Annotated in this window: 22 protein-coding genes and 1 pseudogene; 1 reads left to right on the top strand and 22 read right to left on the bottom strand. The window is 40.7% G+C overall.

The genetic code is table 11. The features are described 5' to 3' along the window. The 20 genes and pseudogenes from yqeK to RWZ99_RS01010 form a co-directional block, all read right to left on the bottom strand. Nucleotides 1–344, bottom strand: a 344-nt coding sequence (gene yqeK, locus RWZ99_RS01105; RefSeq protein ID WP_314675847.1) for a bis(5'-nucleosyl)-tetraphosphatase (symmetrical) YqeK, incomplete at its 3' end; no start/stop codon positions are given. Beyond that, complete coding sequence (locus RWZ99_RS01100; protein WP_073688953.1) at nt 341–973, bottom strand: nicotinate-nucleotide adenylyltransferase; 633 nt, start codon at nt 971–973, stop codon at nt 341–343. The genes RWZ99_RS01100 and yqeK, both read right to left, overlap by 4 nt. A gap of 104 nt (nt 974–1,077) precedes the next feature. Further along, nucleotides 1,078–1,395 (bottom strand): ribosome assembly RNA-binding protein YhbY, encoded by a 318-nt coding sequence (gene yhbY / locus RWZ99_RS01095; RefSeq protein WP_002884193.1) that lies wholly within the window; start codon nt 1,393–1,395, stop codon nt 1,078–1,080. Nucleotides 1,396–1,687: 292 nt separating this feature from the next. Beyond that, nucleotides 1,688–2,806 (bottom strand): ribosome biogenesis GTPase YqeH, encoded by a 1,119-nt coding sequence (yqeH, locus tag RWZ99_RS01090; protein WP_314675845.1) that lies wholly within the window; start codon nt 2,804–2,806, stop codon nt 1,688–1,690. Continuing rightward, a complete protein-coding gene (locus RWZ99_RS01085; protein WP_314675844.1) occupies nt 2,806–3,333 on the bottom strand; it encodes a YqeG family HAD IIIA-type phosphatase in 528 nt (175 codons plus the stop codon). The genes yqeH and RWZ99_RS01085 overlap by 1 nt, the downstream gene beginning before the upstream one ends. Before the next feature lie 135 nt (nt 3,334–3,468). Next, nucleotides 3,469–4,386 carry a DMT family transporter gene (locus RWZ99_RS01080; RefSeq protein WP_314675843.1) on the bottom strand — a complete coding sequence of 306 codons (918 nt, stop codon included), beginning with the start codon at nt 4,384–4,386 and terminating at the stop codon, nt 3,469–3,471. Nucleotides 4,387–4,462: 76 nt separating this feature from the next. Then, nucleotides 4,463–4,846 carry a hypothetical protein gene (locus RWZ99_RS01075; RefSeq protein ID WP_314675841.1) on the bottom strand — a complete coding sequence of 128 codons (384 nt, stop codon included), beginning with the start codon at nt 4,844–4,846 and terminating at the stop codon, nt 4,463–4,465. A 94-nt stretch (nt 4,847–4,940) separates the two neighbouring features. After that, nucleotides 4,941–5,042: pseudogene (locus RWZ99_RS01070) on the bottom strand (glutamyl-tRNA amidotransferase); the annotation flags it as partial. A 226-nt stretch (nt 5,043–5,268) separates the two neighbouring features. Next, on the bottom strand, nt 5,269–6,309 hold the full coding sequence (locus RWZ99_RS01065; RefSeq protein WP_314675840.1) for a 2,3-butanediol dehydrogenase: 1,041 nt from the start codon (nt 6,307–6,309) through the stop codon (nt 5,269–5,271). A gap of 146 nt (nt 6,310–6,455) precedes the next feature. Next, on the bottom strand, nt 6,456–7,898 hold the full coding sequence (gatB, locus tag RWZ99_RS01060; RefSeq protein WP_314675839.1) for an Asp-tRNA(Asn)/Glu-tRNA(Gln) amidotransferase subunit GatB: 1,443 nt from the start codon (nt 7,896–7,898) through the stop codon (nt 6,456–6,458). Then, nucleotides 7,898–9,364, bottom strand: coding sequence for an Asp-tRNA(Asn)/Glu-tRNA(Gln) amidotransferase subunit GatA (gene gatA / locus RWZ99_RS01055; protein ID WP_314675838.1), 1,467 nt, complete (start codon nt 9,362–9,364; stop codon nt 7,898–7,900). Before gatA ends, gatB begins: the two co-directional genes overlap by 1 nt. Next, a complete protein-coding gene (gene gatC / locus RWZ99_RS01050) occupies nt 9,364–9,666 on the bottom strand; it encodes an Asp-tRNA(Asn)/Glu-tRNA(Gln) amidotransferase subunit GatC (protein WP_002884769.1) in 303 nt (100 codons plus the stop codon). Before gatC ends, gatA begins: the two co-directional genes overlap by 1 nt. A 139-nt stretch (nt 9,667–9,805) precedes the next feature. Then, a complete protein-coding gene (locus tag RWZ99_RS01045) occupies nt 9,806–11,275 on the bottom strand; it encodes a glycosyltransferase (RefSeq protein WP_314675836.1) in 1,470 nt (489 codons plus the stop codon). Next, on the bottom strand, nt 11,256–12,554 hold the full coding sequence (locus tag RWZ99_RS01040; RefSeq protein ID WP_314675835.1) for an accessory Sec system glycosyltransferase GtfB: 1,299 nt from the start codon (nt 12,552–12,554) through the stop codon (nt 11,256–11,258). The genes RWZ99_RS01045 and RWZ99_RS01040 overlap by 20 nt, the downstream gene beginning before the upstream one ends. A 50-nt stretch (nt 12,555–12,604) precedes the next feature. Next, nucleotides 12,605–13,486: a glycosyltransferase family 2 protein gene (locus tag RWZ99_RS01035; protein WP_314675834.1), complete on the bottom strand. Its 882-nt coding sequence runs from the start codon at nt 13,484–13,486 to the stop codon at nt 12,605–12,607. A gap of 3 nt (nt 13,487–13,489) precedes the next feature. After that, nucleotides 13,490–14,698, bottom strand: coding sequence for a glycosyltransferase (locus RWZ99_RS01030; protein ID WP_314675832.1), 1,209 nt, complete (start codon nt 14,696–14,698; stop codon nt 13,490–13,492). 171 nt (nt 14,699–14,869) lie between these two features. Beyond that, nucleotides 14,870–16,309: a 6-phospho-beta-glucosidase gene (locus RWZ99_RS01025; protein ID WP_314675831.1), complete on the bottom strand. Its 1,440-nt coding sequence runs from the start codon at nt 16,307–16,309 to the stop codon at nt 14,870–14,872. Between the two features lie 210 nt (nt 16,310–16,519). Then, nucleotides 16,520–17,071 carry an isochorismatase family cysteine hydrolase gene (locus tag RWZ99_RS01020; RefSeq protein ID WP_314675829.1) on the bottom strand — a complete coding sequence of 184 codons (552 nt, stop codon included), beginning with the start codon at nt 17,069–17,071 and terminating at the stop codon, nt 16,520–16,522. Nucleotides 17,072–17,133: 62 nt separating this feature from the next. Continuing rightward, a complete protein-coding gene (gene codY / locus RWZ99_RS01015; protein WP_154864275.1) occupies nt 17,134–17,919 on the bottom strand; it encodes a GTP-sensing pleiotropic transcriptional regulator CodY in 786 nt (261 codons plus the stop codon). Nucleotides 17,920–18,177: 258 nt separating this feature from the next. Continuing rightward, nucleotides 18,178–19,392, bottom strand: a complete 1,215-nt coding sequence (locus RWZ99_RS01010) for a pyridoxal phosphate-dependent aminotransferase (protein WP_314675828.1) — start codon at nt 19,390–19,392, stop codon at nt 18,178–18,180. 355 nt (nt 19,393–19,747) lie between these two features. Between RWZ99_RS01010 and RWZ99_RS01005 the strand changes: the two genes are divergently transcribed. Beyond that, nucleotides 19,748–20,200, top strand: coding sequence for a universal stress protein (locus RWZ99_RS01005; RefSeq protein ID WP_314675827.1), 453 nt, complete (start codon nt 19,748–19,750; stop codon nt 20,198–20,200). Nucleotides 20,201–20,658: 458 nt separating this feature from the next. Here the strand turns inward: RWZ99_RS01005 and RWZ99_RS01000 are convergent, their stop codons facing one another. Together RWZ99_RS01000 and pflA are read right to left on the bottom strand one after the other, a co-directional pair. Continuing rightward, nucleotides 20,659–21,411, bottom strand: coding sequence for a hypothetical protein (locus tag RWZ99_RS01000; protein WP_314675826.1), 753 nt, complete (start codon nt 21,409–21,411; stop codon nt 20,659–20,661). A 69-nt stretch (nt 21,412–21,480) separates the two neighbouring features. Next, nucleotides 21,481–22,281: a pyruvate formate-lyase-activating protein gene (gene pflA, locus RWZ99_RS00995; RefSeq protein ID WP_314675825.1), complete on the bottom strand. Its 801-nt coding sequence runs from the start codon at nt 22,279–22,281 to the stop codon at nt 21,481–21,483. Nucleotides 22,282–22,331 lie beyond the last annotated feature (50 nt).

The following is a 22,331-nucleotide window of genomic DNA, read 5'->3' as shown; positions in this document are numbered from 1 at the left end:
TCAATACTGCGTAGAATTTCAGAATCAGTTAAACCCAAATCTTCTTGGATTTTGTAAATCCCAACCATGCCATGCCAGACATTGTTTCCCCATTTTTTCAATTCAGGGTCGAGATCATACTTATCAATTAGCTCTATGAATTCCTGATCTGGAAGTTCCTTGGCATAGTCGTGTAAAAGACCAGCCAAACCAGCTTTTTCAGTATCATAACCATACTTTTCAGCAAGAGCAATGGCAGCTCGCTCAACACCCAAAACATGATTAAAGCGTTTAGGACTCATAACCGCTCTAACTTTTTCAAGGAGTTGGTCACGAGAAAAGCCAAGGTATTTTTCATAGGTCATTTATAGAGCCCCGCTTTCTTGATGTAGGCAAGTACAGACTGTGGCACCATGAAATTAGGTGTACGATCCTTCTTAATGTAGGCTCTGACTGCACTTGAACTAATATCCATAAGGGGCACATCAACCCAGATAACAGGATATGACGTTCCAGCCTTATACTTAGGACGCTGAACACCAACAAATTGAACCATCTCGATAAGTTCATCGATACGGTGCCATTTTGGTAGGTACTCGACCATATCAGCTCCAATAATAAAGTAATAATCCGTATCAGGATTAGCCTCTGTCAAGAGCTTCATGGTGTCATAGGTATAGCTGATTCCCTTACGTTCCAACTCGATAGTTTCAATATCCAAACCTTCGATGCCGTTAATAGCCAACATGAGCATATTAAGGCGATGTTTTTCATCAATAGTCTCTTTTTTATCGACATGAGGGGGCTCAAATTCAGGCATGAGAAGAACTTCATCGAGACCTAACTGCTGACGCACCTGGTCTGCAACAACCAGGTGGGCATTGTGAACAGGATTGAAATTTCCACCTAATATTCCAACCTGCTTACGGCCGGTATCTTTAATTTCTTCCTCTAGTTGAACCTTTGTAAACGGGGTTACAAGATCTAATGCCATGTTCGTCTCCTCTTATTCAAGCATTATATTATTTTTTTAACATCTTCAATGCTTTAAAAGTATTTCTATATCTTAATTTGTCCTTCACCAAGTAACGTCGTCAACTATTTTTGGATAGCTTTAACCTTTGGCGACAACTTACGATTTTCTTTTTTAGCTGATTCCTTGTAAAGAATCAAGATACGTCCAATCTTGAGAACTGTATCACAGCCGATTTCTTCTTCCAAAATTTCAGCAACTTCATGGATATCTTCCATAGTATTTTGAAGAAGAGTTACCTTGATTAACTCACGGGCATCAAGGGCGTTACGAACGCTAGTTTTGATATGATCGTTAAGACCGTTTTTCCCGATTTGTACAATAGGTTTAAGGGTGTGGGCTTCCGATTTGAGGAAGGCACGTTGTTTTGATGTTAGTGACATGTTTATTCCTTTTATTTTTTTGTTTGCTTATGGTTTAAATCTAGGCAAACTTCATGTTCTTTGAAAAGACTTTTTTATAATTATCTAAGATGGTGACGGACGTCAAGGACCTCCTTACGGAGCTCCTTGACTAAAAATTGAGCACTAGGTCTCAATTTTTCCTTGCCTCATTCTGCAACTATAAGAATGAGGCTTTCACCACTGCGAAAAGTATGACCTAAAAGCTCGCAATGCTCGCTTCTTTATCTGGCCTAGTCTTTCCTTTCTTATACTTTTAACTACTTTAATAAGTTTAAATAATTGCTTTTCGTACGACGACACCAACGCCTTCTGGTGCCCAGGCCGCAACGATGGTTGGTTGGTCTGCTTTTCCTTGGACACGAATCCATCCTAGTCCTGAGAAGACAATGTCTGTCTTATCTTTGACAGTGAACTCATGACGGACAAGTTTTGGAAAATCGGCCAATTCCTTAGGTCCAGGAGGCATAAGGAGACTTCCAACATGCTTATCATAAAAGGCATCTGCGCCTTCAAGTTTGGTACGATGAAGCTTTAGATTATTGTCAAAGAAGGCTGTAAACCCTTGTTTAGTCCCATCAATAAAGTCAAAACGTCCTAGTCCTCCTAGGAAGAGGGTTTGGCCTGCATTTAACTGATAAGTCTTCGGTTTGATTTCCTTCTTAGGACTAACGTACTTGAGATCCTTAGCTGACAAATAGTGTGCCATCTGGTGGCGGTGAATAATTCCTGGTGTATCAAAAATATAGCTACCGTCATCTAATGGGATTTCAATTTTATCAAGGGTCGTTCCTGGGAAACGAGAAGTTGTGATAACATCTTTATCACCAGTAATTTCTTTGATAATGGCATTGATTAAGGTTGATTTACCAACATTCGTAACACCAACAACATAGACATCACGCCCCTTACGGAGGTCTTCAATACGTTGGATCAGCTCTTTAATGGCATGATGATTTTGAGCAGATGTCAACATGACATCCACCGGACGCATCCCTTCTTCGTGGGCACGTTCTGTCAACCATTGTGTTACCTTACCATCTTTAACGGATTTAGGTAGGATATCCTTTTTATTTCCAACCAAGAGCACATCATTTCCCGAAACAAAACGTGATAAGCCTGGTATGATTGATCCATTAAAATCGAAAATATCAACAACATTGACAACGAGGGCATCACTATCACCAACTTCATGAAGCAATTTTAAAAATTCATCATCCGTGATGTGGACATCCACAATCTCATTGTAATGACGAAGACGGAAACAGCGCTGGCAGTATAACTCACCTGTTTCCTCGGCCTTTTTAATAGAGCTAGCAGGTGTGAAACCTGCTTTTTCTTTATCTTCTGTTTGAATTTGGGCTCCACACCCAATACAAAATAATTCTTCCATTAAATTCCTTTGTTGAAGGTCATTGGACCATATGCTTTTTCAATCTTTTTCCACATGCGACGTTCACGCCATCGGTTAAACTTGGTTACCCAAGAATCAGACTTCACCAAAGGCTTAACCAAAATCGAGCGAATACCTGCTCGGTGGCTGGCCCTAATGTCAGTCATGAGCTGGTCACCCACCATTACAACCTCTTCACGATTAAAGTGATAGCGCTCAATCGCTTCATTAATGCCTTTAGTGAAAGGCTTCATGGCACGACTCACGAAATCCACATGGAAATTGGCAACCGCACGTTCAACACGTACATATTTATTGTTAGAGACCACAACCACTGGAATGTCAGCCTCTGTCATCTCATCCAACCAAGCACGTAGCTCAGGAGTCCCATCGGGGTTGTTCCAAGCAATCAAGGTATTGTCCAAATCAACCAAGACGGCACGAATACCGTGTTCACGTAGCTGGTCAGGTTTCAAATCATAAACAGCCTCCACCATAAAATGGGGCCTGTAATCGTCTATACTCATTTTCTCTCCAAAATGTTAGTTTACCTCTTATTCTACCATATTTTTAAGGTTTATGTGTGGAACTTAAGTCCTATTTTTATGAACATCCTTTACAGAACAATAAAGAAAAGAGCCACAATCACTCAGGCTCCATTCTTATCTCTGAATTTTTTCTTGTTTTTTAAGGGCTATTAAATCCTTAAGTGAAATGAGGATGACGGCAAGAACAATTAAAATCATCCCAACTACATCGATAGCAAAAAAATGGTCGCCCATGATTAAAACCGTTAAAATGACAGAAGCTACAGGCTCTACCGAAGCTAGGAGACTCCCTTTTACGGCTCCAACCATAGTCGTTCCCTTAAGGAAAACAGTGTAAGCAAAGACTGTCCCGATAAAAACCAAACCAAAGAGCGCTAAAAGATTTCCACTAGTCAAGGGGAGCTCATACTTCCAGGCTTGGATAGCAATTGGAAAGACCAAACCACCAAGCAACATTCCTAAGCCAATAACAATCAGACTGCCCCACTTTTCAATAGCCTTAGCAGGCAGTAAGATATAAAGCGCATATGTGACCGCTGAGAAGAGACCCCAGAATAAGCCCAGAGGCGTAATGGCCAACTCTGTCAGCTGCCCATGCGTTGCGATGATAAAGGTTCCCGCAATAGCCATGATAATCGCTACCAACTCTGAAATGGTTGGAAATCTACGATTCTTAGCACACACAAAAGCCAGAATGAGTACTGGCGTGACATACTGCAAGACCGTCGCAGTCCCTGCATTGGTGTGCTGAATGGCACTAAGATAGGCATACTGATTCAAGACCAGACCAAAGAGTGCAAATAAGACGATACTTACTAAGGTTTTTTTATCTTTAAGAGCTTGAACCAATTTGTCTCTCTGCCTAAAAAAGACCGAAGCTGTCAGAAAAATCCCAGCTAGAATCAAACGCAAACTCGTCAGAAGATTAACATTAACTCCGTGAGCCATCAGGTATTGGCCAGAAACCCCTGAGATTCCCCAGGCAATTCCAGCAATCAGGACCATCAGACTTCCTTTTAATTGTTTAGACATGTGTTTTCCTCGATTATGATAATGCTTATTTATTATAACACAGGGAGTCGTAAGTCAGGCGATAACTTCAGAAAAATTAAACTGTTTTTCTTGAGGAATTTTCAAGCCACCAACCTACAATCCATCCAAGGACTAAAAGATAATTTTCAAGTGCACCAATAGCATTGACTGAGTGATGATATTGAAGATAACAAAGGAAATGATTAGTCCCAATCCCAAGGCCTCCAATAATCAAAGCTATTAGTACCGCTCTTAGATAAAACCAATCATATCTGAGATTTACGGCTAGAAGAATGACCAGAACTGCCACATTCCAAATACCAATCTCCCTCTGCCATCCGACAGAAATACCGTACCCCGAATGACTTCCCATATAGGTTGGAAAGAAAAGTTGAAAAACAATAGCACCAGTCATGGCGATGATGACGAGGATAAATAGGACTCTTAAGAATTTGTTCATGGGGTTACTCCTAAACTCTTTTTTAAATGTTCCCGACTAGTCTAACACAAATATTGCAAATAAAAAACCAACCTTTCGGCTGGCTCTTTATCTATTACTCTTCTTTCAACTTAGCCAATTCTTGGGCAAGTAACTTGAGGGCCACTTGTGAATTGGCTTGGCCTTTGGTTGCTTTCATAAGGAAGCCGAGACTAGCTAATTTTAAAGTCCGAATCGCATAGATAATTTTTTGCTTACCTATTACAGAAGATTATTGGCTCTTACCTGTCTCCTTAAAATGATTGATGCTCCATCAGTCTAGCATGCTCAAAAAATTAAGTGAGTGTTTTCTTATTTTATCGTATCTTTTTATATTGTTCTCCCCGAATTAAAAAAGCAGCCCTAAAGACTGCTTTGTATTCAATTAGAAAGGAAGATACGATTTACGGTTCAACCAAAATCTTGATTTGAGACTTATCTTGTGTCAATTCAATAAAGCCATCTTGTACGATATTTTCCAACTTGATTTTCTTGGTAACCAATTTTTCAGCAGAGAAATATCCTTGTTCCATCAACTCTAAAACTTTAGGGAAGATGTGGCGGTAAGCAATAATCCCTTTCAGAGATTTTTCTTGGATGGCAAATTCATTAGGATTGATGCTAGCTTCACGTTCCCAGATAGAAACAACCATACATTCACCAGCTTTATGAACTGCTGCCAAGGCTTGACCTAAAACAACCGGAACACCTGTAACTTCATAAGACACATCTGCTCCACCACCTGTCAAACGATGGATGGCATCGACCACTGATTCACCTTCTTGAGGATGAACCACAATTGCCCCTAGCTCTTCCGCTTTAGCTTGGCGTTCAGGAGATAGCTCAACCGCATAAATTTTTGAAGCACCCGCTGCACGAAGAGCTTCCACAATCAAGAGCCCAATTGGTCCCAAGCCAAAGACAACTGCTGTATCCCCAGCTTTCAAAGCAGATTGACGAACTGCATAAACAGCAACAGCAGCAGGTTCTGTAAGAGCGGCTTGTTCATAGCTCAAGCTATCTGGAATCACATGAACTAAATCCCCATCAAGGACACAATATTTAGCAAAACCACCATCTGCAGCAAGGCCAACAAAGTTCAAGTTTGGATCGAGGTTATAATCACCAATTAAGTTGTGCTCTGCAAGAATTGGTTCGATTGTCACGCGATCTCCAACTTTAACACGAGTCACATCACTTCCGACTTCTACAATCTCACCAGAGAATTCATGACCCAAAGTAACCGGTGCTTTTTGACCAGAATACACATGCTCTTCTGTTGGAATAAAGATTGGTCCATCCAAGTATTCATGCAAATCTGTACCACAGATTCCTGTGAACTTGACTGCCACTTTTACCTGATGAGGTTGTACCTTAGGTACTTCCACTTCTTCGATACGAACGTCTTTTGCTGCATACCAGCGAGCTGCTTTCATAGTAGCCATATGATGATCTCCTTCTTTTCACGATCTTTTGTTTTCTTTTCAGGAAACTTCATACACTACATTGTAAACGCTTTATTAGTGTTTGTCAAGGAAAAACTGAACCTGAAACGAACAAAAAACCAACCTCTCGGCTGGTTCTTTATCTATTACTCTTCTTTCAACTTAGCCAATTCTTGAGCAAGCAACTTGAGGGCTACTTGTGGGTTGGCTTGGCCTTTGGTTGCTTTCATAAGGAAACCTGTGAAGGCCTTATCAGCGTTACGTTTACCAGACTTGAAGTCAGCTACGGCTGCTTCATTATCTGCAAAGACTTGGTGGATAATTGGGATCAAGACTTCAGGGTCTGAAATCTGTACCAATCCAGCTTTTTCGACATATTCACGCGCACCGCCACCGTTTTTCGCCAAATGAACGAAGACTTTCTTGGCAATCTTAGAGGAGATGGTGCCGTCTTCGATGATAGCAATCATTTCTACCAAGTTTTCTGGTGTCAACTTGATTTCTTCAAGCGTTTTACCTTCTGCGTTCAAGAATTGTGCGACTTCACCTTGGAGCCAGTTAGAGACTTGTTTGGCATCCCCACCAAGGGCTACGGCTGCTTCAAAGAAGTCAGAAGTAACCTTAGTAGCTGTCAATTGGTTGGCATCATAGTCAGACAAGCCAAGCTCTGCTACATAGCGAGCACGGCGGTCTTTTGGAAACTCAGGCAATGATGTACGCATTTCCTTGATCCACTCATCTGAGATTTCAAACAATGGAAGGTCTGGTTCTGGGAAGTAACGGTAATCCGCTGCTCCTTCTTTGACACGCATAAGGATGGTGCTCTTGTTGGCTTCATCATAACGGCGTGTTTCTTGACGAATGACACCACCTGAACGCAAGATTTTCGCTTGGCGTTGGACTTCGTATTCAAGACCCTTGCGCACGTTTGAGAAGGAGTTCAAGTTCTTCAACTCGGTCTTAGTACCAAATTCCTCTTGACCGTATGGGCGTAGAGAAATGTTGGCATCCACACGCATAGAACCTTCTTCCATCTTAACGTCAGAAATGCCTGTGTATTGAATGACTTCCTTGAGTGCTGTCAAATAAGCGTAAGCTTCTTCAGGAGAACGCATATCGGCTTCAGATACAATCTCGATCAATGGCACCCCTTGACGGTTGAGGTCTACATAAGAGAAACCGTCTGTTCCGTGGGTGTTCTTACCGGCATCTTCTTCCAAGTGGGCACGTTCAATCCCGATTTTCTTCGTTGTTCCGTCTTCCAATTGTACTTCAATCCAACCGTTGTAACCGATTGGCTCATCAAATTGTGAAATTTGGTAAGCTTTTGGATTATCAGGGTAGAAGTAGTTCTTACGATCAAAGTGCATGTGCTGGTGAATATCCATATTCAAGGCCAAAGCAGCCTTGATTCCAGCGTCCACAACGCCCTTGTTCAAGACAGGAAGTACCCCTGGGAAAGACCAGTCAATCACATTGGTATTGGCATTTTGCTCGTTCCCAAAGTGAGCAGAGGTTGGTGAGAAAATTTTTGAGTTTGTATTCAATTCAACGTGGACTTCAAGTCCGATGACTGTTTCAAAGTTCATTAATTGTCACCTCCAAAAATCACGGGTTGTTGCTTATGATAATCCGTTGTTGCTTCAAAAGCAGCTGCAGCTTGATAGATCGTTTCTTCGGAATACTTAGGACCAATCAACTGCAAACCAACTGGAAGACCTTGCGCAAAACCTGCAGGAATCGAAATTCCTGGAAGACCTGCCAAGTTAACTGGGATGGTCAACAAGTCAGCCAAGTACATAGCAACAGGATCATGATTGAGCGAATCCAAATCAAAGGCCACGCTTGGAGCTGTTGGACCAAGGATGAGGTCGTAATTCGCAAAGACTTTTTCGAAGTCTTGGATAATAAGGGTACGGACTTGACCAGCTTTCTTGTAGTAAGCATCGTAGTAACCAGATGACAAACTAAAGGTACCAAGCATGATACGGCGTTTGACCTCATCACCAAAGCCTTGGCTACGAGTGTTCACGTAGATGTCATCCAAGTTCTTGGCATCTTCCGCACGGAAACCATAGCGAATCCCATCGAAACGTTGCAAGTTTGAAGAGGCTTCAGATGAAGCAATGATGTAGTAAACAGCAACCCCGTATTTAGAATGAGGCAGGCTGACTTCTTCGACAGTTGCTCCTAGTTTTTCAAAGTGTTTGGCCGCATTAAGGATGGTTTCTTTAACTTCTGGGTCAATTCCTTCGCCGAGGTATTCCTTAGGAAGGGCAATCTTCATGCCTTTGATGTCTTGACCAATCTTAGCAGTAAAGTCTGCTACACGGACTGGCGCAGAAGTTGAATCCTTGGCATCTTCACTGGCAATGACATTGAGTAATTGGGCATTTTCCTTAACGGTTTGTGAGAACGTACCGATTTGGTCGAGTGAACTACCAAAGGCAATAAGACCGAATCGTGAAACAGTACCGTAAGTTGGCTTAAGACCAACAATCCCGTTGAAGGCAGCCGGTTGACGGATAGATCCCCCTGTATCTGAACCAAGGGACAAACGAACTTGTCCTGAAGCTACAGCTGCTGCCGAACCACTAGATGATCCACCAGGCACCTTGCTGTGGTCCCAAGCATTTTTTGTTGGTCCATAGTAAGAAGTCTCACCAGATCCCCCCATGGCAAATTCATCCATGTTGGTCTTCCCAATGACAACCATATCTTTAGCTTTAGCGTTAGCAACCGCTGTCGCATCAAAGATTGGCTCATAGTTATAGAGCATTTTTGATGCCGCAGTGGTCAAGATGCCGTCAGTAGAGATGTTATCTTTTACTGCCAATGGAATCCCTGATAGAAGATTATCTGCATCGATTCCTTTTTCGTCAATGGCCTTGGCTTGTGCAAGGGCAGCTTCTTCTGCTACCGTCACAAAGGCATTGACTGCTTCTTCACGCGCCTTGATATCGTCAAGAGTCGCTTGTGTCAATTCGGTTGCTGAAATTTCCTTAGAGACAAGGAGATTGTGCAACTCTTCAATGGTTTTATTGTTAAAAGTCATTAGGCATCTCCTCCATCTTCTAGGATAGCTGGTACCTTGATGTAGTAATTGTCTTTTTCAGGTACATTTTTAAACAAACGGTCACGGTCTGTCCCTTTTTCAGCAACATCCGGACGCAATACGGTCTTGCGATCCGCCATTGTCGTTGTTGGGGCAACACCCGTTGTGTCCACCTCTTCCAACAATTCCACCATGTCGACAATTTTAGACAAGGTTGTCGCAAACTCAGCTGTCTCTTCTGGAGAGAATTTCAATTTTGAAAGATTGGCAACGTGTGTTACCTCTTCTTGCGTAATTTTCATCTTGCTTCCTTTCGTGAAATGATGATTTTTCAATACGTTCTATTTTACCATAATTAGGCCTATTTTGCTTGGAGGATAAAAAAACTGTAGCAACTTTTTTGTCGCTACAGTTTACCAATATACAGCTTTTTCAAAACAGTTATCGTATGGCTATCAAGAGCTTTCTCCAGGCTTCTAAAATTTCTGGTTTCAAATAATGTTTTGCCAGGTCATATGAGGCTTGGTGCATAGACTCAAGATCACTTTCTAAGGCAAATACAATCTTGTCGGCCATCTGAGAAACAAGTAAATCCTCATCCATGGTCTCGCTATAAGGAACCAGATAGCCATTCTCACCATCTTTGATGAAGGTTGGATTACCATAGCGGGCATCAAAACCAACCAAGGCTAGCCCTGCTCCTACTGCTTCCATCAGAGTCAACCCAAAAGTTTCCCACTGAGAGGCGGTAACATAAAGTTCATACTGTGAGTAGATTTCCTGCAAATCAGCATGACCTCGAAGTTGGATGTAATCATTCGCCCCAAGAGTGTCAATCAGTTCTTGTAGATTCTCTTGCTCTCCACCTTTACCATAGATGTCAAAGCGAAGGTTTGGCTCTTTTTGATGGGCAAGAGCAACGGCTCTTATAGCCAAATCCAAGCGTTTACGTGGGTCCAATCGCGAAGCTGTCATCAAACTAAGAGGCTTCCTCTGCTCCACGGGAAAACTAAGCTTATCCAAATGTCCAACTGCTAGGGCATAGATAGTTGCGTCGATGCTCTGTTTATGAAGAGTATTCTTTAAAACAGCCTTTTGTGCTTCTGTAGCTGTAATAAAGAAATCAAAACGTTGGGCGTACTTAAAGATGTAATAATACTCATAGTAGAGGTCCCCATTTTCAAATTCATGCTCTGAATGAAAAACGAAGCCTAACTTTGCAGGAGAATTAAGTTCATAAATCGGTCGCATAAATTCCATTAAGGAAGCCCTATCCAGTAATAGGGTATCTGCATCTGTCAATGGAAGTCTTGCCAAAAAGCGACGCATGACCTCTGTTTTCGTCACTAAAATCTCAGTTCCCAGCCTATATAACCAGCTAGTCCCTTGCTTGAGTTCTTCAAAGGCAATGCGACCATCTTTATTATGATAGCTTCTCCTGATGATGATTCCTTTTTCAAAGTATTCTGTGACTAATTTACTTGTTCCATACCACTCACGCTTTAATAACGTACCATTAAGGTAGTAGTCCACATAGCGCACGCAGCCTTTTTGGTAGGGATCCATCTTGAAAATCAGAGAACTGGTATCAGAAAAGGCATAAACGACCTCTGTTTCGCTTTTCCTCCTTAAATCTAGTCGTGTCAATTTAAATTTTTGCTGCAAGGCACCCACTGTCAAAGATGGGGTGTGACTGTCTTGATCTGTAAAGCTCAAATAGGCATGAAGGAGTTCTTCATAACGGTGCCCCAAAGAAAGATAATAGTCTAATTTATAGGGTTGTGGCCAAGTTGTAAAGACGAATTTAGCAGGTTCATTTAATTCACGTAGCATCAAAGCTCTCGATGCCTGTGCCACATCCACACCATTTGCCTCATAGCCAACCAGTAGGTTAAAGGTGTAAATCGTCATCTTTTTCCCCCTCCAATCTAGTCAAGAAAGCTAGGATTTCTCCCCTCTCGGCGAGTTTTAAAATCTCTTTCTGACTCTCAAGAGCATTAGAATAAAAGTCAGCTTGTTGTAAGAGTTGTCGAAAACCCTGCTCTAGTTCTTCATAAGAAGTGTAAACCGTTGGTAAGGTCTTATAGTAGGGACGATGAACCGTTGATTCCAAACCATAAAGCAAGTGTTCATTTTCAATCGCATCTAGAGTAACATCAGACACTTCACTTCCATAATTCAAATCGAGATAAATTGAAGATTTCCTTAGCAGCTCTTGGTATTGCTCCTGACCAATCCCCGGATAAAGATGGACATTCACCTTCCCCTCCAGACAAGTCAATTTAGGTCCCATACTAGTCTGAGCCGCAATATGAAAATTGAGATTAGGAAAGGCATCAACCAAATCAGCTAATCCCTCAATATTTTCCGAAGCGGTCATAACCATGGCTTGAGGAGTAAAAGTTTTAGCCCCTTCTTGTTCCGCACCAGCTAGATAAATCAGATTTGGCCTGCGCTCCTCCTGGGGATAATAATCAGCAATCAAAGTATGACTTACCTGATTTTGAATATGCTCAAGACCATCGTGACTAGCAGAACAATAGACCAGACGATTTGGGTGCTGGAGTTGCAAAATCGGGATTAGGTTGGAATCCATACAGATGATAGGCTCATCTGACTTGAGGATTTGAGTCAGAACAGCCTTAGTCAACTCTTCCTTACCTGAGAAAATCCTATCTCTTCCTTCAGACCCCTGATCAATCAGGTGACCTTCTTGGATATAGTGCAACAAGACCTCCTCTTGATGACGATTAAAGTAAATATCAATAAGAGCTTGTCCCTCATCATCCTGTAGACGCTGTTTGGTCCGCCAGCCATAGCGGTTATAGTCATCTATGGCAAGAACTTTTTCCCCTTGACCAAACCAATGAACTTGCTTAACGGTACGGTCCTTAAGATTTTCACGAAAAATGATACTAGCACGACGGTCTTGACCATCAAAAATATAGGTCGTAATCCCCAAAGTCCACAACTCCCAATATAGAGGAACTGACAAATCGTTAAAGAAGAGAGGCTTGCCTTGATAGTCTTCATCAGAGGAGTAAATAAATGATGATGCTAAACTAATAGTAGCTTTATCTACATCTGTTTCAAAATTAGTGTAAAACACACGGTAGTGGATACCAAAGGAATCTAGTAGTCTTCTCAGTTTATCCGTTACCTGACTGGGTTCTTGTGCAATAAGGAGCATATTTATCCTTTCTAATTACTACAAGCAATAAATAGCTTAACCCTCAACCTTTATTGCTCCAAAAATCTCAAGTTAACCTGCGCCGTCTTATAGGTCTCAGTATCTTGAAGATTAGCTTCTTCCATTTTTTCAATCGCTCGTTTTAGACGTGTCTTGTAAATATAACGGTGCCAAGTCAAATCATAGCCCAACATGCCTAGCAGAGCTAATTTTTCATTCTTGGCTTCCATCTCATCTAAAACACGCTTTTCAGTCCAGACCTGCGATAGGGTGTCTTTGCGCCCCACTCGATACCAGTAGATACATTTTTCAGTATGGACAACACGATTGGCTTTTAACAAGAGTTTATACATAAGGAAGTTATCTTCGACATTCTTACCAAGAGGAAAACGAAGATCCTCAAACAAGGAGATTTTATAGAGTTTCATCATGGCGCATGCCCAAGCCATATCTCGTGTCTCTTGGATGGCATCTTGGTCAATAATGCCTCTTCCTTCATAAAGGGTTTCAGAATAATCGTTCTCTGTTACCTTAATCAAAAACTTACTAGTGCTCTCATTGAACAAGTTATAGTTGGCAATAGAAACATCTGCCTCATACTTCTTAAGCTGATTATACAAGGTCTCCACATAGTCCTCTGTCACCCAATCATCTGGATCTACAAAGGTAATATAATCACCTGTGGCTAGATCAATCCCTGTATTTCGAGCTGCCGATAAGCCCCCATTAACTTGTCGCACATAGCGAATACGTGAATCTCGCTTGAAGAATTCTTTGCAAATCTCCTCTGAATTGTCAGGGGAACCATCATTGACAAGAATGATTTCAAGGTGAGGATAGGTCTGATTCACTACCGTCTCCAAACACTGCTTCAAATACGTCTCCACATTATAAATGGGAATAACAATACTGACTACTTCTTTATTTTCCATCGTTTATCTCTCAATCGTCTCAATATATTCTCGAACGGCCTTCACCATTTCATCCACTTGGTCATCCTTAAACACTTGGTTTTTCCCAGTCTGGTCATGATTGGTTCCTTCAAAAGAGAAGATAGGAAGACCTAACTGATGAATTGTTTCTGTGATATTATCAACCTCGTTAAAAGGATTGATATCCAAATAAAAATCTATCTTTTCCGAGACCTTTCGACTGGTCAGAGGATCAAAGGATGGATAGAGAATAAGGTTTGGATACTGCTCCAACTTCACCAAATTAAATCCGAAATGAGAATGAGCCAAAACATGAAAAGCTACATCTGGAAAGGCCTGCAGTAACTGTTCCAACTCAAAGATGTCTGCCGTATTAGTATAAATGGCCGTATGATAGGAGAAATCCCCCACCATATCCTTAAAGCTAAGCTTTAGGGATGGCTTTCTCAATAAGATATCATCCCAAGCCAAGGCATAATAGAACCACCAGATATCCCTGAAGCGATTGAAACGCTTAGAGGTCCAGGGCTTATTGTGAGAGGTGTAATGAATAACCGCTGGTAGCCCTTTAAAGGCATCATACCAATCCAAGTCCCCATATCTGTACTGATCCTTGTCAGAGCCTACTTGGAGATTATACGTCCATGGAAGCTGGTGCCAGGCGCCTTTAAAATAAAGATTCAAAATTCCTTGATCACCATAAACATTTTGGTGATTTTCCTTAGTTAATTCAAAAAGAGACTCTGTCACCTTGTGTTGTCGCCACCAATCGATGTCAATGACCATCAAACCAGCATTAAAACCTTCTGTCGTCGTTGGACGATCCACTACCGCTCCAATGCCAAATCCGTTTATATCCACTTCAAAAAGTGGTGACAAATCCTGCGTGAAAATCATATCACAGTCTAAATAGAGAACGCGATTTTCTTGGACAAATTCAGGAATCGCATAACGGAAAAAAGTCGCATAATGAATATGCGCACTCGGAAGCGAAAATTGTTTAAAGCTTTCTGCAGACACACGACAATTAAGAATTTCCGAATCAATAGCCTCCAAACGACTATTCATCAGGGCAAACCATTCTGTTGGTAAATTCTCATTTAGCACATAAATTTTCCACTGACCTCGATGTGCACATAAAGACTTTAGAGCCACCTCTAACTTTTCCATATAGGATAGCTCTGCTACAAATACAACTGATTTTTTACCCATATTTTCTTCCTCTCAAACTCTAATAAGAATATCATTTTTTAGAAAACATTACAATTTCTACCCCTTACAAAAAAAGCCAGCCCAAAGGCTGACTTCATCGGAGATCAATTTTCTTTCAGTGCTTGCTAGATTCGTAAAATTGAACCCAGACCAGCACTCAGCTCAAATGCTCTATTCTACAGAGGCACCGTTACTTGCGATAACTTCCTTGTACCAGTTAAATGATTTCTTCTTAGAGCGTTTAAGGCTACCCTTACCATCATTGTCACGGTCTACATAGATGAAACCGTAACGTTTCTTCATTTCACCAGTTCCAGCAGAAACAAGGTCGATACAGCCCCAGGTTGTGTAACCCCAAAGCTCTACACCATCTTCATTGATAGCATCCCTCATGGTCTTAATGTGAGCTGCCAAGTAGTCGATACGATAATCGTCTTCAACATAGCCATTTTCATCTGGTGTATCCACAGCACCAAGACCATTTTCAACAATAAACATCGGTTTCTGGTAACGATCCCAAATAGCATTGAGGGTAATACGAAGACCTAGTGGGTCAATTTGCCAACCCCACTCTGAAGCTTCCAAATATGGATTTTTAATAGAGGCAAAGATATTGCCGGCAGTCTTTTCATTAACTTCTGGATCACCTGAAGCCACACGACTTGCATAATAAGAGAAGGAAATGAAATCAACAGTATGCTCTTTGAGAAGGACCAAATCTTCTTCAGTCATCTCAAGCTTAATACCATCACGTTCCCACTGTTTCTTAGCATAATTTGGATACTCTCCACGAGCCTGAACGTCAATGAAGAAATAGCTACTACGATCTTCTTGCATGGCTGCCCAGTAGTCACGTGGGTGGGCTGTATTTGGATAATACTGACCGGCTGCCAACATACAACCGACCTTATTTTCAGGATCAATCTCGTGAGCCAACTTAGTCGCCATAGCTGAAGCTACCAACTCATGGTGAGCTGCTTGGTATTTAACCTGCTCCTCATTTTCACCCTCTTCAAAACAGAGCCCTGCTCCCATAAATGGTGCATGGAGAATCATGTTAATTTCGTTGAAAGTGAGCCAGTACTTAACCAAACCTTTATAACGTGTGAAAAGGGTACGGCAAAGATTTTCATAGAAACCAAGCATCTTACGGTTACGCCATCCCCCATACTCTGTAATCAAGTGCATGGGACAATCAAAGTGCGTAATAGTTACTAAGGGTTCAATGCCATGTTTGTGACATTCCTTGAATAGGTCCTCGTAAAAAGCTAGCCCAGCTTCATTTGGCTCAGCCTCATCACCCTTAGGAAAAATACGTGACCAAGCAATAGAAAGTCGATAAGTCTTAAAGCCCATTTCACCAAAGAGAGCAATATCTTCCTTGTAACGGTGGTACATATCGATGCTTTCCTTAGCTGGATAAAAATAACCATCCTCAAAATCAAACATCTTGCGACGTCCAGTAATAATCGAAAGGCGATCCTCACCAATTGGCACCACATCAACATTGGCTAAACCACGCCCATCAGCATCATAGGCACCTTCACATTGGTTGGCTGCTGTCGCACCACCCCACAAAAATCCGTCAGGAAAAGTTAATTTTTTAGTCATTATTCTACCTCTTATATATTTCGTCTTAATATAGTAATAGTATACAATAATTTGTAATCGTTTTCTTATAGTAAACTACGGAAAACTGATACAATCCTATGATTTCAGACGACGAATTGAAAGCAAGACTTGCTCCTACATTCGATAAGAGATAACTCCCAATCCTCTCCCCCATTATTACAATGATCAAAAAAGAGTAAGAACCAACTCTTACTCTACAATTTTCGCTCCAAGAACATTTTTAAAATGCCCAATAGCAAAGTCATGTGCTTCAGGTGTCAAGGAGGCTGTTGCACTCTCTACCACCTCGATATCATAGCCAAAATTATAAGCATCGATAGCCGTATGTAACACACAAATATCTGTTAAAACTCCCGTCAAAACAACTGTCGTCACACGACGCTCACGCAAACGAATATCCAAATCGGTTCCTGAAAAAGCCGAATAGTGACGTTTGTCCATCCAAAAGACACGATTATCATCCTTGATGGCATCATACACATCAGCTAGCTTACCATAAAGTTCTCGCCCAGCTGTCCCTTCAATATTGTGAGGCGGAAAGAGTTTAGTCTCAGGATGAAAAGTATCCCCCTCATCATGTCGATCCATGGCAACAAAGATATAATCCCCATTGTCATAAGCTTCTTGAGTTACCTGAGCAATACGATCTTCAATAGCTTGGGCAGGCTTACCAGCCGTCAACTTCCCATCATCTGCCACAAAGTCATAAGAGTAATCAATTGAAATCAATGCTTTTGTCATGTTACTTTCTCCTTTTAAAAAAAGTGGGGCAGCCTCAGCCTACCTCACTTCTATTCAATGTTTTATTCGTATTCTTTCAATTTGTCGTAGATACCTTCGTTAAGGACTTTAAGATAAGTTCCTTTCATACCGAGTGAACGACTTTCAATAATACCAGCCGATTCCAACTTACGAAGAGCATTAACAATAACAGAACGGGTGATTCCGATACGGTCCGCAATAACAGAGGCTGTCAAACGGCCTTCTAAACCATCCAACTCATTCAAGATAGCTGAAACTGCCTTGATTTCTGAGTAAGACAAGGTATTAATAGCCATATTAATAGCTGTTTGTTTACGAATCGTTTCTTCCAAGTTTTCTGTTTGAAGGTTCAACAATTGCAAACCAACTACTGTAGACGCAATCTCAACCAAGATAAGGTCGTCGTCCACAAAATCATGGTCGTTACGCCAAATAATGAAAGAACCAAGACGCATACCACCACCATAGATTGGTGCAATTGTAGTCAAACCGTCTGGGAAATCATCTTTTGATTCCACTGGGAAAATAGTTAAGTCACTGTCAATACCAATATTTTCTTGAGTGTCATAAACACGGCTGATACCACGTGTGTATTCCTCTGGAAGTTGTTTCGCTTCAAAAAACTCTTCCACACGGTCATTATTAGTTTTGTATTTCATAGCAAAACCAAGGAGAGCACCACCACCATTTACGATAGCAGCATTACAATCAATGATATCTGCCAATTGAGCAGCCATGTTGTTATATGGAAGATCCCCTTCCAAGCTATCTACTGAGCGTTGCAAGATAGAAGTAATTTTACGTGTTTTAGCCAGCAAATTCGCCATACTTATTGTCTTCACTTTCTATTTGTAGTCTTAATAATATCAGGCCTTGTAGCAATCATCATACGCAAGACCTACTAGCCTTATCATTATAGCATACTTAACCTAGAAATTGCAAACAATTGTCTGAAAATTATTTATTATTCTACTATTCATTATATTATGTCTTTTTTAGGGAAATTGTTCGGATTTTGGGTGAACACGCTCCCTTTTTAAACAAAACAAAAACCGGACAAGCCTTTTTGTCCAGTTTTCACGAATTTAGCGCTTGTAATATGACAAGACACGTTCGATTTTATTTCCAAGATCAGCCAATTCTTCCACACGAGGAAGGTAGACAATACGGAAGTGGTCTGGTTCATTCCAGTTAAAGCCTTTACCTGGAACCAAGAGGACCTTCTCCTTCTTCAAGAGACGAAGACAGAACTCTTCATCATCGTCAATATCATACATGTTACGGTCAATCTTAGGGAAGATGTATAGACCTGCATCTGGCTTAACAGCTGTAAGTCCTGGAATATCATTTACTGTATTTGTGATAAATTCACGTTGTTCATAAATACGACCACCAGGAATCAGGAGTTCATCAACAGATTGGTAGCCCCCAAGTGAAGTCTGTATAACGTGTTGAGAGAGCACATTAGCACAAAGGCGCATATTGGCTAACATATTAAGCCCTTCAATATAGCCCCGAACATTCTTCTTAGGTCCAGAAAGAACCATCCAACCCACACGGAAACCACAAATACGGTGAGATTTAGAAAGACCATTCATAGATACACAAAAAACGTCTGGCGCAAGACTTGCAATAGCAACGTGCTTCTTACCATCCATAACCAAGCGGTCATAAATCTCATCCGCAAAGATAATCAAGTCATTTTGGCGAGCAATATCAACAATTTGTTCAAGAACATCCTTAGGATAGAGCGCACCTGTTGGGTTATTGGGGTTGATTAGCACAATAGCCTTAGTATTTGATGTAATCTTTGATTTGATATCATTAATGTCTGGATACCAGTTAGATTTTTCATCACAGACATAGTGTACAGCGTTACCACCAGCTAGACTGACACAGGCTGTCCAAAGAGGATAGTCTGGCATTGGAACCAAGACTTCATCTCCATCATCAAGCAAGGCTTGCATAGACATGGAAATCATCTCCGAAACACCGTTACCAATATAGATATCATCGATGTCTACATTTGGAAAGCCCTTGAGCTGGCAATACTGCATAATAGCCTTACGAGCTGAGAAAATCCCCTTACTATCCGAATACCCCTCACTGTTACGAACATTCATAATTAAGTCACGAATGACTTCATCTGGTGCTGTAAAACCAAATTCCGCAGGATTTCCTGTGTTAAGACGGAGAATTTTTTCACCGTTGGCAATCATACGGTTGGCCTCATCCAAAACTGGTCCACGAATATCATAGGCAACGTGTTCCAACTTTGATGATTTATCAAATGTTTTCATAAGTTAATCCTTTCAAAAGATACTAAAAGCAGATACATCTAGTAGAAAATAAGAAAATTCAACACCTGATGGGGATTTCTACTTTCATCGACACCATCTTAGGCCTAGCCATTTGGTATCATTTCTGAAGACTTCTCTTCTTCATTAATTATCACGTTTCTTACGAAGCTAATAACAGATTGTATTATACCTCTTTTTCAGGCAATCTTCAATTTTTAGATAAGGTCAAACTCTTCCCATTACTGATAAAATCGTAAAGTAAGTAGTCAAAAAAAGATTTCAGAAAACCCATAACAACGCTTTCATTTTTTAAATTAAAGGAGTATAATAAAACTAAAGATAGGAGGTAGAGCTTATGTCTCAACAATATGAACGTATTATGGTAGCTATCGACGGTTCTTACGAATCAGAACTGGCCTTTCTCAAAGGTGTGCACGTTGCAAAACGTAATAATGCACAGTTACTCTTGGTACACGTTATCGATACACGCGCCCTTCAAAGCGTTGCGACTTTCGACTCTTATATCTATGAAAAACTAGAAGAGGAAGCAAAAGCTGTATTGGCTGACTTTGAACGTCAAGCCAGAGAAGCTGGTTTAACCAAGATTCGCAAAGTTATTGAGTTCGGTAATCCTAAGAGCCTTTTGGCCGTTGATATCCCCGATAAGGAAAACGTTGACCTTATTATGGTCGGTGCCACTGGTCTCAATACTTTTGAGCGCTTGCTTATCGGTTCATCTTCTGAATACATTCTCCGTCACGCAAAAGTTGACTTGCTCATTGTTCGTGACTCTGAAAAAACACTATAGTCGCCTCTCACAAGCACCTATGGTGCTTTTTTCATATGAATAAGTTATGAAAAATAAGATATTTATTTTAATTGGAAGTAAGAGTGTAAATGCCGATACGTAAGAGTATACTAAAATTACAGAAACGATGGATGCAAGGTATAAATTTATTAAGGGTTAATCTAATATAACTTGTTAAAGAAAGGAAATTTATGAAATTAAAAGAAGCGTATTTTTGTTTAGGAATAATATTTTTTATATTATCATTTACTACAAACAATTATTTCTTGATTATTTTCGGATTAGTAATGATTTTAGGCTCCCTATCCCTAAAAGAATGAATATAGCTTTGCTTGATAAAAGCAATAGTAGATGAGAATAAGGTTATTGAATAGGTTGTTGAGATGAATGTTATAACGATTATTAAGGAGTTACTATGAAAAAGAACTGAGATTAATAACTCAGTTCTTTTTCTTGTTCTATTTTTCAGATTTTGCTGATTCAGACACAACTTCTGATTCTGAAGTTGCTTGACTTTCTTCTACCAAGTCTTCACTAACAGATTGACTTGAGGCACTTGCTTGCTCCAAAGCAAGACTTGTTGAAAGGCTCTCGCGTTCTGCTTCCTGACTAAGGCTTGCTTCAACAATCATCAGTTCCTTTTGACGTTCTGTTTCACGAAGATACTCACGTTCTTCTTGTTCTTCCTGACGTCGTCTTTCTTGCTCACGTCTTTGAGCTTTCTGACGCTCACGCTTAGCATGGCGTTTTTGCGTCTCATCAATCAAGACCTTCGTATTGTCTTTAATATGCATTAATTTAACAAGACGAACCAAAAGTCTCCATACAAACACAATGACTGACTCTGCAAAGAGAAGAATCTCAACCAGAATAACTCCCAACAAGCTCCAAGCCATGAAGAGCGTGATCAATAATTGCGTGAAAATCTTCTTCAAGTCACCCAAATGATTGTTGTGAATATTAAGGGTCTCAAGGAAAAGATCTAAAATCCCTTGCAAGAGGTGAGACTTAACAGATTTGTCTCCCTCAAGGCTCAAGTCCATTTGAACTTCCGCCGGAGTTACCACTGTCAATTCTCCATCTTGATAGACCTCAACACGATCTCCTAATTTTATATCAAAATCAAAAAGGGCACGATCTATTTTCTTCAGGCGCCCATCGGGATGACTAAGGTAAACAAAGTCATCATCACTTTTTAAAATACGAAACATAATTTACCTGCTTTTTATTGCTTCCTAAATAATAACAAAGTAAAAAAGCTCTTGTCAAGAGCTCATTCTTTAATTCAAGGTTTTGACACCGATGCGATTCTTATATTCTTGATAGGTTTCCGTATGCATAAGGGCCTTAGCATTTTTAACACGATCTGCAGTTGGTGGTTTGACACCTTCCAATGGATAAGGGATGCCAAGTTCACGCCACTTGAATTCCCCCATCGTATGATATGGAAGAATTTCAAATTTATCGACATTTTTCAAGGTCTTCACAAATTCACCCAATTCAACCAAGTGCTCATCAAAGTCAGTCAAGCCAGGCACCAAGACGTGACGAATCCAGACCGGCACTTGTTTATCAGACAAGTATTGTGCAAATTCTAAAATGTTCTTATTAGGTTGACGTGTCACCAACTTATGTTGTTCTGGGTCAATCTCTTTGATGTCAAGTAGAACCAAGTCAGTTACAGCTAAAAGTTTGTCAACAACTTCATGATACTCAGGAGTATTACGGTAAGCAAAGCCACAAGTGTCCAGTGTACAATGAATACCAAGCTTCTTAGCCTCCGTAAAGAGGGCTGTGACAAAATCAATCTGAAGCATGGCCTCACCACCAGATACGGTGATACCACCCTGTTCACCCCAAAAATGACGGAACCGAAGAGCTTCATTTAAAACATCTTCAACTGTACGTTCAACAGCTTTATTTGATTCCATAGCCCAAGTATCTGGGTTGTGACAATATTGGCAACGCATTTTACAGCCTTGCATGAAAACAATAAAACGGATACCCGGTCCATCTACGGATCCAAAACTTTCAGTTGAATGAACAAGTCCAGTCACCTGACTGTAATCAATTTCTGCCATGGCAGCCTCCTTGTAAACGCTTTTTACATGTTTTTATTATACCTCTTTTA

It is taken from the genome of uncultured Streptococcus sp. (assembly GCF_963545685.1).
Classification (GTDB): domain Bacteria; phylum Bacillota; class Bacilli; order Lactobacillales; family Streptococcaceae; genus Streptococcus.
This window is presented reverse-complemented; position numbering and strand designations above follow the sequence as displayed.

Bases quoted from the DNA above. Each gene is read 5' to 3' on its own strand.
- gatC (WP_002884769.1), bottom strand. From the start codon at position 9,666: ATGAAAATTACGCAAGAAGAGGTAACACACGTTGCCAATCTTTCAAAA.
- yhbY (WP_002884193.1), bottom strand. From the start codon at position 1,395: ATGTCACTAACATCAAAACAACGTGCCTTCCTCAAATCGGAAGCCCAC.
- RWZ99_RS01085 (WP_314675844.1), bottom strand. From the start codon at position 3,333: ATGAGTATAGACGATTACAGGCCCCATTTTATGGTGGAGGCTGTTTAT.
- RWZ99_RS01040 (WP_314675835.1), bottom strand. From the start codon at position 12,554: ATGCTCCTTATTGCACAAGAACCCAGTCAGGTAACGGATAAACTGAGA.
- RWZ99_RS01000 (WP_314675826.1), bottom strand. From the start codon at position 21,411: ATGTTTCGTATTTTAAAAAGTGATGATGACTTTGTTTACCTTAGTCAT.
- RWZ99_RS01030 (WP_314675832.1), bottom strand. From the start codon at position 14,698: ATGGGTAAAAAATCAGTTGTATTTGTAGCAGAGCTATCCTATATGGAA.
- RWZ99_RS01075 (WP_314675841.1), bottom strand. From the start codon at position 4,846: ATGAACAAATTCTTAAGAGTCCTATTTATCCTCGTCATCATCGCCATG.
- gatB (WP_314675839.1), bottom strand. From the start codon at position 7,898: ATGAACTTTGAAACAGTCATCGGACTTGAAGTCCACGTTGAATTGAAT.
- RWZ99_RS01045 (WP_314675836.1), bottom strand. From the start codon at position 11,275: ATGACGATTTACACCTTTAACCTACTGGTTGGCTATGAGGCAAATGGT.
- RWZ99_RS01010 (WP_314675828.1), bottom strand. From the start codon at position 19,392: ATGAAAACATTTGATAAATCATCAAAGTTGGAACACGTTGCCTATGAT.
- yqeH (WP_314675845.1), bottom strand. From the start codon at position 2,806: ATGGAAGAATTATTTTGTATTGGGTGTGGAGCCCAAATTCAAACAGAA.
- codY (WP_154864275.1), bottom strand. From the start codon at position 17,919: ATGGCGAATTTGCTGGCTAAAACACGTAAAATTACTTCTATCTTGCAA.
- RWZ99_RS01020 (WP_314675829.1), bottom strand. From the start codon at position 17,071: ATGACAAAAGCATTGATTTCAATTGATTACTCTTATGACTTTGTGGCA.
- pflA (WP_314675825.1), bottom strand. From the start codon at position 22,281: ATGGCAGAAATTGATTACAGTCAGGTGACTGGACTTGTTCATTCAACT.
- RWZ99_RS01080 (WP_314675843.1), bottom strand. From the start codon at position 4,386: ATGTCTAAACAATTAAAAGGAAGTCTGATGGTCCTGATTGCTGGAATT.
- RWZ99_RS01005 (WP_314675827.1), top strand. From the start codon at position 19,748: ATGTCTCAACAATATGAACGTATTATGGTAGCTATCGACGGTTCTTAC.
- RWZ99_RS01035 (WP_314675834.1), bottom strand. From the start codon at position 13,486: ATGGAAAATAAAGAAGTAGTCAGTATTGTTATTCCCATTTATAATGTG.
- gatA (WP_314675838.1), bottom strand. From the start codon at position 9,364: ATGACTTTTAACAATAAAACCATTGAAGAGTTGCACAATCTCCTTGTC.
- RWZ99_RS01025 (WP_314675831.1), bottom strand. From the start codon at position 16,309: ATGACTAAAAAATTAACTTTTCCTGACGGATTTTTGTGGGGTGGTGCG.
- RWZ99_RS01100 (WP_073688953.1), bottom strand. From the start codon at position 973: ATGGCATTAGATCTTGTAACCCCGTTTACAAAGGTTCAACTAGAGGAA.
- RWZ99_RS01065 (WP_314675840.1), bottom strand. From the start codon at position 6,309: ATGGCTACTATGAAAGCAGCTCGCTGGTATGCAGCAAAAGACGTTCGT.